6 protein-coding genes are annotated in these 10,066 nt (G+C 36.4%); 4 read left to right on the top strand and 2 right to left on the bottom strand.

What is annotated here, in order from left to right; genetic code table 11:
• Positions 1–525 precede the first annotated feature (525 nt).
• Positions 526–1,806 carry a M14 family metallopeptidase gene (locus ACILQF_RS06480; protein ID WP_395626601.1) on the bottom strand — a complete coding sequence of 427 codons (1,281 nt, stop codon included), beginning with the start codon at positions 1,804–1,806 and terminating at the stop codon, positions 526–528.
• A gap of 250 nt (positions 1,807–2,056) precedes the next feature.
• Here ACILQF_RS06480 and ACILQF_RS06475 point away from each other — a divergent pair, with 250 nt between their 5' ends.
• From ACILQF_RS06475 to ACILQF_RS06460, 4 genes are all read left to right on the top strand, one after another.
• Positions 2,057–5,272 carry a SusC/RagA family TonB-linked outer membrane protein gene (locus ACILQF_RS06475; RefSeq protein WP_395626600.1) on the top strand — a complete coding sequence of 1,072 codons (3,216 nt, stop codon included), beginning with the start codon at positions 2,057–2,059 and terminating at the stop codon, positions 5,270–5,272.
• 17 nt (positions 5,273–5,289) lie between these two features.
• Positions 5,290–6,693, top strand: a complete 1,404-nt coding sequence (locus tag ACILQF_RS06470) for a SusD/RagB family nutrient-binding outer membrane lipoprotein (RefSeq protein ID WP_395626599.1) — start codon at positions 5,290–5,292, stop codon at positions 6,691–6,693.
• A gap of 97 nt (positions 6,694–6,790) precedes the next feature.
• Complete coding sequence (locus tag ACILQF_RS06465) at positions 6,791–7,831, top strand: hypothetical protein (RefSeq protein ID WP_395626598.1); 1,041 nt, start codon at positions 6,791–6,793, stop codon at positions 7,829–7,831.
• A gap of 45 nt (positions 7,832–7,876) precedes the next feature.
• Positions 7,877–9,127, top strand: coding sequence for a DUF819 domain-containing protein (locus ACILQF_RS06460; protein WP_395626597.1), 1,251 nt, complete (start codon positions 7,877–7,879; stop codon positions 9,125–9,127).
• Positions 9,128–9,152: 25 nt separating this feature from the next.
• Here ACILQF_RS06460 and ACILQF_RS06455 read toward each other — a convergent pair.
• A partial coding sequence (locus ACILQF_RS06455; RefSeq protein WP_395626596.1) for a M20/M25/M40 family metallo-hydrolase occupies positions 9,153–10,066 on the bottom strand: 914 nt, incomplete at its 5' end.

The following is a 10,066-nucleotide window of genomic DNA, read 5'->3' as shown; positions in this document are numbered from 1 at the left end:
TGTACTCAGCTAGAGCTGAAATTGGCGGTTTTAAGCCTGGCTTCTATTGGAGTTCTACGACGTCTGAATATATCCCCCCCCATAACGGCAGTTTCGCGGAGATGTAGTATTTCGGCAATGGTATCAAACCGGCAACTATAAGTACTACGTCGGCTATTACGTTCGCGCCATTAGGGCTTTTTAGCCATAGGTGCTTGGGGTTATCACATTAATAATCCCGCTTTTGGGGTATATATGATAAAATATATAATTGGTATGTTGCAAATGATACATGAGGATGTACGTCGTTCATACTAATTGAAATTTCCTTAAGTAGTCTTTTCAATAGCGGTATTTAATTTAAAACAAACCCACAATTCGATTAAAAACCCCTCTCGTGCTACCCGATTTGCTACCGCTCCCGTAAAATAAAAGAATCCACCCTTTTGAGGTGGATTATCGTGGTCCCATTAGTCAAGACTCGTTTCGTATTTTTATGAATCCAAGTGGTTCGTAAACCTAACTAGATTAATTGAAACTAATTTTTTATTTCAAATAATCTAAAGACAAAACCATTAATTTTTCTGCTCCAGCCTTTGATTTTAAGATAGTAAAATCACGCGAAGTGTTATCCCCAACTTCATAAACCAATGCTTCAGCATTAAATTCTTTATTAAAAAATGCCTTAGAAATTACACCGGAAGCTGGATTGCTGCCTCTTGCGTTTACTTTATAATCAGGAATTGCCTGCTCTAGCGCCTCAAACCAACGTTTAATTAGACCGTCCATATTGGTTGGCTTTTCGGTTATATTCGTATAAAAAATATCATCCCAGGTTGAATGAAAGTCAATGCCAAAATAGAGTTTATTTTGTGTACCATCGAGTTTTTTTCTTAGAAAATCACGCACAATTTGAGTTTCGGGTTGGTTGAAGTCCGCCCAATCGCGATTTAGATCGATACCCCCCGTATTATGTCGCCAATGTCCATAATCAACACCATCAGGGTTCATCATGGGTATAACATAAACTGTATATTCTTTTCTAAATTTCTTAGCAGTTTCAGAATCCATACATAGCGATTCTACAAAAGCCTGCAACGCAAATTGCCCCGTAACTTCAGGCGGATGCAATCGCCCGATAACAATCATAATCTTGGAATCAGACTTGTCTTCGCCAATACGTAAGCATTCAAGTGATCTATTTTGGGGCGATTTACCGATGATTTCGCTTGATACAAATTTATTTTTTAGAATTTCTTTTGACCAATCTTTTACAATCGTCGAAGTCATCAATTCTTGTGCAGCTATCCAAGTAGTTTTAGTATCAACTTTAATTCGAACAAAAGCAGACTCAGAAAGAGCATTTTCTTGGAAGCTTCGATTTTTAGCTTCGGGGTCTTTCACTAGTATACAATCGGTTGAATCAACTACTTGCCAGGTTTTGCCATCACGACTGATTTTTGGAAAATAGCGATGTTTGGCATTTAAATAAGTTAGGTGTACCCAAATTGTCTGTGGGGTCTTACTTGTTACCTTAAAAGCATACCAAGGACTCGGGTTGATTGGATAATTTTCGGCAGCAATTATAGCCGTATAAAGTGTATCATTGTTTTGTGTGATTCCGTTGAGTCTTGCTCCGTCAAAATCATTATCAAAAGTAATGTTCCCTAAAGTTTGTCGCCCTCGCCACTGCGGAATAATGGCATGATTACGCGTATCTACTTTTTCTGTACTCGTGGTTGCTTGTCCTTCAAATTTGGGTTTAGTAGTCTGAGAAAACCCCGAAAAAGAAATGAAAAACAGAAGAATTGAAAATATTTTATTCATTGTGGATCAAAGAATTTAATAAAATGAGATGAGGTATTCCTGTCAAATATATCCATTTTGTACTGAATGTCTAATTTGATGGACGTTTTTTGGATGAAGTTCATGTCAAAAGCCATCCATATGTGTTTTCATCAAAATCGGGAATTATATTTACCAAATTATAGCCTTTAATTAATTTTATTAAATCAAAAATAAGTTTTACATTTATTTTTAACTATTTATTACACACAACAATCAAACCTAAGAATTTATGAATTTAAGACTACTAATTTTACTTCTTTTATTGTTTAGTGCATTCACTGGTTTTGCACAAAAGGTAATTAAAGGGCAAGTAAAAGATGGCAAAAGCCAAGAGACTCTGCCCGGCGTTTCTATATTAGTTCGGGGGACTAACATAGGCACATCTACTGATTCAAATGGTAATTTTTCTATTTCTGTTCCAGACAATGCTAAAGAACTTAACTTTATTTTTGTTGGATACAACCCAAAGATTATTACAATCGGAACCCAATCATTAATCAATGTATTATTAGAGGAAGATGCTGTTAATCTACAAGAAGTTGTTGTTAACGCCTTGGGATTTAAGACTAAAAGAGATAGGACTGGCTCTACTTCTTCAACTATCTCTGCAGATGCCATTCGGTCAAGTGGAGAAGCAAATATTTTGAATAGCCTTGCAGGTAAAGCTTCGGGTGTTAAAATTGCTCGAGCTAATGGAGACCCAGGTGCTGGTACTAATATTCAGATTAGAGGTGCAAATACCATTGGTGGCTCTTCGCAGCCTTTGGTTATCGTAGATGGCGTTCCGTTATCAAATGACAACTTATATGGCTCTGGAAGTTCAAGATCTGGTGGTGTTTCCCAACAGTCACGTTTGAATGATTTGAACCCAGAAGACATAGAATCTAGTCAGATATTGAAGGGTGCTTCAGCGGCCGCTTTATGGGGCTCAAGAGCAGCAAATGGCGTATTGGTGATTACTACCAAGCAAGGTAAATTAAACCAAAAAATGAAAGTTAGCTATTCGACTACCTATTCATTGGATGAAATAAACAGAAAACATCCAATGCAGACTACTTTTGGTCAAGGTTCAGGTGGAAAGTTTAGTGCAACTGCCACAAACTCATGGGGAGATAAAATATCTTCAAGGTCAGGTGGACCAGATGTATTTAATACTACCGGCGAATATTTCTTAGGTAATGATGGCCAAAAGATTTATCCGATCACCGCTAAAAACTCTAAAGACATCTTTGTTGATCAAAACTTTGACCAAGTTTTTCAAAAAGGTTCATTCTTAGACCATAATCTTACTATTTCCGGTGGTAGTGGTAAAACAACCAACTTTTTTAGTTTAGGTTATTTAGGTCAAGATGGAATCATCAAAAACAGTGATTATGATCGTTTTACGATGCGATTTAATAATAAGACCTACTTTAGTAATTACGTAAATCTAACTACTAAAGCAAACTACATTCGAACAAACAGTAACCGAATTCAACAAAACTCAAATACAGCGGGTCTATATTTGGGGTTTCTTCGTCAACCAGCAGATTTTGATCAAACTGCTTATGTAGGGACTTATTTTTCAAGTACTGGGGTTCCGACTGAAGGCAGACAAAGGAGTTATAGAAGGTATTTAGGAAACAACATAAATCCATTTTATAATAATCCATTGTGGACTATCAACGAGCAAGAAGCAACTACAGTTGTTAATCGTTTTAATGCAAATACTAACCTTAATATTAACCCAATCAGTTGGCTAAATATCGACTTACGTGGTGGTATTGATACCTATGCTGACAAACGTATTTACTTCGCTCCAGTTGGTTCAGCAAGTTATAATAACGGTAGATTAGACGATGAAAAATTTATTAATTCTGAAATTAATTTAGATGCTATTGTACGAGCAGACTTTCCAGATTTAGTGGCGGATAAAATTGGATTCAATGCAACGCTTGGCTATAACATTAATGATCGAAATAGGAATACATTATATGCAGCTTCGCAAAATTTTTTAGTTAATAGTAAGCTTCAATCGTTCACTAATAGCGTTGCTCCTTTTGAGGTTTCAAATAGCACAAACCACATTAGGTCGAATAGATTGTACTCAATTTTTGCATTTGATTTTTACAAACAAGTATTTCTGAGTGTTTCAGGTACTCAAGAAGCAGCTTCAACCATAAAGAGTACCTATTTTTACCCTTCGATGGATTTAGCTTGGCAGTTTTCGCAATTGCCCAATATGACGAATAAAATACTTTCTTTTGGTAAAGTAAGAATGTCTTATGGGCAAGTTGGGGTTCAACCAACGGCTTATAAGTTTGGTACAACCTATGAAAACTTTGCTTATTCGACCTATGATGACGCCCTTGATATCAACGAGTTTGGAGGAGGTTTCAGACTTAACGATGACCAAGGTAATAATGTACTTAGACCAGAAATTAAAACAGAAATGGAGTTGGGTACAGATTTGCGTTTCTTTAAAGACCGTTTAACCTTAGGCTTAACTTACTATAAAAATGAAATAAAAGACATCCTTCTTGCGGTTAACTTATCTCCTTCGTCTGGGTTTTTATCTAAATATACCAATGCAGGCAGAATGGAAAACAGAGGAGTTGAGATTGATCTAGGGTATAAGATCTTGGCACAAGCTAATTATGGTTTAGAATTGTACGGAAACTGGAACAATAACAAAAATAAAGTCTTAGACTTGGCAGGGGTACAAAGAGTAGCCTTAACAGACCAATCCATCACTTCTAATGCAATCGTTGGTCAGCCTTTAGGAATCCTTTTCTCAAGTAAAGCAGCTAGAAAAGCAGACGGCACGTTAGATTTAGACTTAAATGGATTTCCTAAACTTGCTCCTCAACAAGGAATCATAGGTAATCCAAATCCGGATTGGAGAGGTGGATTTGGACTTAAAGGATACTACAAGAAATTTAATTTTAATGTTTTGTTTGAGACATTCCAAGGTGGAGATTTTGCCGAAAGATCTCGCTTTGTATTAAACTCTTTTGGAACTTATGGTGATACTGGCAATGAAGTTACATTGACAAAAGATACCAAGAACTCTGCCGGAAAAGTTTTCCCAGCCGGAACTGTTATAAGAGGAAACCTCTATGATTACGGTGGTGGTGAGGTTTTATTAGATGAAAACTGGTATAACACGCTAGGTGGTGGTTTAGGTGGTTCAGCCATTAATGAATTCTCTATCACTGATGGTAGCTGGACTCGTCTACGTGAGGTATCCATGGGCTATAACTTTGGAGGTGCGAAGTTTAGAAAAGCAACCAAATTTGACTCAGTAGATTTATCTGTTTCTGGAAGAAATCTTTTTATTTGGACTAAAGTAAAAGGAATTGACCCAGAGGTAAATCAATCCGGTGTTGATAATGGATTTGGTATAGAGTACTTCACGAATCCAAGTACACGTTCATGGGTTTTTTCTGCTAAGTTTAATTTTTAAATTCTTAATTTGATATAATGAAAAATATAAAATATGTAGCTCTTTCGCTATTGTTAATATTTAGTGTAGGGTGTGAAAAAGTAGTTGAAGGAATCAACGAAAATCCAAATGAAATTTCCTCAGATTCCTTTGAAGCGGGTGCTTTATTATTAAAGGGAATTGAACTCGCCAATATTTCAGTTCAGGCTGGCCATGCAGCTCGTATAGGTGGTATGTGGACTGGTCAAACTAGGGGATTAATTCTATTGTATAAAAGTTTAGCAGAATATAATATCTCTGCTGAGGAAAGCAACGGAATTTGGCAGAATGCCTTTCAGGGAGTTGTTAAACAATCCCGACTTTTGAGACAACAAACCGCAACTAGCCCGAAAGCAAAACAGTACTCAGGAATTACAAAGGTTCTTGAAGCAAATGCCTTAGGTACAATTGCAAGCTTGTTTGGAGATATTCCTTATACAGAAATAGCTAAAGAAGAAATTGCTGACCCTAAATTTGAAAGTCAAAAATTTGTTTTTGCTCAATTGCAAATTATGTTAGATGAGGCGATCGCTGATCTTAATGCGGCTCCCAATACTGCAATTCCTGAAGATTTAATGTTTGCTGGAAATACCCAAAAATGGATTAAAGTAGCTCGTACGTTAAAAGCTCGTTTGTACATTTACACGCGTGAATACGAAAAAGCATATCAAGAAGCTTCATTAGGTGTGTTAGCGCCAACAGACGCATTAGTCTTTACTCCGCCAGCTCTTGGAAATGGAAGTCAAAATCTTAATTTTAAAATGATTAATCAGCGAGGTGGATATTGGGGTTTTACGGGTTCGTATCTTGATGTTTTATTGGGAACAAAACGAAACAACAAAAAAACTCAAGAAAATGCGCGTTTGACTTATTTCCGATTTGATGGGGCTTCAGCTACCAATAATAAGGGTATTGCCGCCATAAATACACCTATGACATTGGTTGGTTATGAGGAAAACTTATTAATCTTGGCTGAAACCGCGGTTAGGGCTGGAAAAACAGCTGACGGAATTGTTCAATTGAACAAACTAAGAGCTTATTTAGCCGGTGGCAAAGCGTTTGTAAAATTGAACGCAGCAGATCCCTTAAAATATGATGCGTATGAATTAGCGGACTTTGAAAAAAATGGAATAGAGAACTTGGATGGAATTGCTACCGAAAGAGCTTTACTTCGTGAAATTATTGAAGAAAGGTATGTTTCTGGCTTCACAGGTTTATTGGCTTTTGATGACTTGAGAAGATTAGGTTCTAAAGAAAAAGATATTGCTGTTTTACCTCCGTTTAATTCTGCCACTATAAAACAATATCCTCAAAGGTTCATCGTGGCACAATCAGAGCTTAGTGCAAATCAAAATGCGCCTGTAGATCCTGGAATTTTTATCGTTACAGAAGTAAATAAATAGTAAATCGTTTATAAAATTTACAGTTTCAAGAAAAATAAATTATCAAAACCCTCCAAGTTAAAACGCTTGGAGGGTTTTGTTTAAAAACGCCAAAACAATGAAATCAATTTTTCTATTGCTACTTATCAGTTTATTTATTCCAACGTTCGGACATGCTCAAGATGAAAAGCCACAAGCGATCGAAAGAGCATGCCCTAATGTCTTTTCTTTTACTAAGAACAATAAAACCTATTCATTTCGATATGCCAGTAATCATCCGATTGCTGTGCAGAATAAAAAAATTAAGCAAATGGTAATTTACATTCACGGTGCAAGAAGAAATGGACTTGACTACTATGAATGGGGAGAAAAAGCAGTAATTGCAGCTAACAAAAATGATGAAACGTTATTTATTTCTCCACAATTTAATTCAGAGAAAGATTTAGAAGATCACAAGCATGATTCTACTCATTTGTTTTGGATAAAGAATAATTGGAGGATAGGCGATGAATCGGTATCGAGTGAAAAACGTAAGATGGCAGAATCATTCAGCAGTTTCAGTTTAATTGATTCTTTAATTGCTAGAGCTTGTAATAAAAAGTATTTTCCAAGTCTAAAAAAAATTACCATAGTTGGTCATTCAGCGGGTGGTCAGTTTGTTTCACGCTATGTAGGCATGACACCTATGCCAATTATTGCTTCTAAGTATAAATTTAACTTTATCGTCATGAATCCATCATCTTATATGTATTTAGATGATCGCAGACCTGTTAAAACTGAATCGGGCTTAACTTTTATAAAACCAGACACAAGTGGTTGTTCTAGTTTCAATGATTACCCAAGGGGTATGGAAAATCTAAATCCTTATGCTTCGAAAGTTGGCGTTGAAACCATCAAGCAACAATTTTTAAATCGTGACATTAGTTTTATACTTGGTGAGAAAGATGTCAATATGAGCGATAGTAGTTTAGACAAGTCGTGCGAAGGAAATATGCAAGGTCGTTTTCGTTTAGAGAGGGGGCAATTTTTTTACGAATACCTTCAACTTTATTCCAATAAAAAGAAAATTCATCAAATTGAAGTTGTACCAGATGTAGCACATGATGGCGATAAAATGGTCAATTCTAAGGCGGCGCGTTGGAATATATTTGGAATTTAAATTTGGCGATTCAGACACTTAATTTCAAACGAAACACCCCATTAGATGAATTATTTACAAATCGAAAATGATTCCATTATTGCGGGATTATTTTTAATCATATTAGCTGGGCTTTTTTTTAGCGCTGATTCCAAGAATGTTATTTGGAAAAAATTATATGGTATAATTCCACCCTTATTGTTTTGTTATTTGATACCAGGTTTTCTCAATAGTTATCATATTATCAATGGAGAAACTTCTGGCTTATATCGTTTTGCCACGAATTACTTACTTCCTGCATCCTTGATTTTATTATTATCGACTGCAAATCTGAAAGCTATTTTTGGATTAGGAAATAAAGCGCTAATCATTTTTTTTACAGGTTCTGTCGGAATAATAATCGGTGGCCCCATTTCATTATATGTAGTATCGTTTTTTTCAGACAGCTTTAAAATCGTAGCCCATGATGTAGGATATTGGAAAGGCTTGGTTACCATTACAGGTTCATGGATCGGTGGAAGTAGTAGCCAATTGGCATTGAAAGAGATTTATGGATGCTCAGAGGAGCTTTTTGTCATAATATTGGTTATTGACGCCTTGGTGGCTAATATATGGACTGCTCTTTTATTTTATGGAGCGGGTATTTCCCATAAAATTGATGCTTGGCTCGGTGCTGATCCAACTTTGATCGAGGATGTTAAAAAAAGTATATTGAAATTTAAAGAAACGAAAGATAAACCTGCTGACTTAAAAGACCTGTCATTTATTTTAGGAATAGGCTTTGGTGGCGCGGCTATAGCGCATGGATGTAGTGGTTTTGTTTCAAAATTATTTATACCACATCGAGACTGGCTCATTTCGCATGGTTTAGAACCTTTTGCATCCCAATTCTTATGGTTAATCCTATTATCGACAACGATTGGCATACTTTTATCTTTTACCCGTGTTAGAAAAATGGAAAAGTTAGGAAGCACAGATTTTGCAACTTTATTTATTTATTTTTTAATTATGACGATTGGAATGCGTTTGGATTTATTCAATATAGGTGCGAACATAGGATTACTGGCGGTGGCTGGTATTTGGATGCTAATACACATTATATCCATGATTGTTGCTGCCAAAATTATAAAAGCACCATTCTTTTTTGTGGCAGTGGGTAGCCAAGCAAATATTGGTGGTGTAGCCACTGCACCGGCTGTAGCAGCTGCTTTTCATCCCTCCTTAGCTCCAGTGGGAGTTTTGTTGGCTGTTTTAAGCCATGTTATAGGTACTTATGCAGGCATTATTTCAGCTTGGTTGATGCGATTTGTCGAATAATTTTAGAAATGAATGCAATTCGTCTCTAATCTGCTTTTTGCGTTAAGAGAGCGATACACATTTTAATTCCTTCTTCGTAGTTTTTAATTTTAATGTTTTCATTCGGTGCATGTATGTTATTGTAAGGATTAGGTATTCTCAGTGAAACTGCTGGTACATTTAGGGTTTCTATGAATGAAGCCATAGGTTGTGAACCTCCTGTGGCACGTACTTTTAAAAATTTACCCACAGCTCTTTCCATTGCCTTTGATAACCATATGCCTATTTCAGAATCCATTGGCGTTCTAAAAGGTAGTGATCCTTCTTTTTGTTTCAGAGTGGCCAAAGTTTTGAATCGGGCTCTTTGCTGGTCTGTGGGTAAGCTATCAATTAAAGTTACGCCGTGTTGTGTCAAGTAGTTTTTGATTAAACTTATTTGCCTCGATCCAGGTGTTTCTGGGACCAATCGTAAATCTAACTCAGCAATAGCCATATTTGGAATAGTAGTGGTTACTTGTTTTCCAATATTTGATGCTTGCAAACCACGGATATTTAAGCTTGGGTACTGCATGGCTTCCTGATAAGTTTCCCCCACTTTTTCCGCTTCTGCTATTCCAATTTCAGCATTTAATTCCGCCATATTTTCTGGTATTTCTGCAAATGATTTTTTATCAGCCTCTGTAATATTAACCCCATCATAAAACCCTGGAATCGTTACCCTACCATCATCGTCTTTCATACCCGCTAAAAGTTTTGCTAATTTTAACGCCGGATTTGGGGCATAGTTGCCATATTGCCCGCTATGAAGATTTTCTTTGGCACCGTATATAGTAAGTGTTAGCGTTGCAATACCTCTGGCTCCAAACATGATCGTGGGAATATCTGATATATGTCTTGTCCCATCCATGATAACCAAACGGTCAGCTGCCAAAAGTGCTCGATTCTTTTTTACTAAATCTG

Source organism: Daejeonella sp., assembly GCF_044232565.1.
GTDB lineage: Bacteria > Bacteroidota > Bacteroidia > Sphingobacteriales > Sphingobacteriaceae > Daejeonella.
Note: the sequence above shows the minus strand (reverse complement) of the source record. Positions and strands in the feature narration are given on the sequence as shown.

Bases quoted from the DNA above. Each gene is read 5' to 3' on its own strand.
- ACILQF_RS06465 (WP_395626598.1), top strand. From the start codon at position 6,791: ATGAAATCAATTTTTCTATTGCTACTTATCAGTTTATTTATTCCAACG.
- ACILQF_RS06480 (WP_395626601.1), bottom strand. From the start codon at position 1,806: ATGAATAAAATATTTTCAATTCTTCTGTTTTTCATTTCTTTTTCGGGG.
- ACILQF_RS06460 (WP_395626597.1), top strand. From the start codon at position 7,877: ATGAATTATTTACAAATCGAAAATGATTCCATTATTGCGGGATTATTT.
- ACILQF_RS06470 (WP_395626599.1), top strand. From the start codon at position 5,290: ATGAAAAATATAAAATATGTAGCTCTTTCGCTATTGTTAATATTTAGT.
- ACILQF_RS06475 (WP_395626600.1), top strand. From the start codon at position 2,057: ATGAATTTAAGACTACTAATTTTACTTCTTTTATTGTTTAGTGCATTC.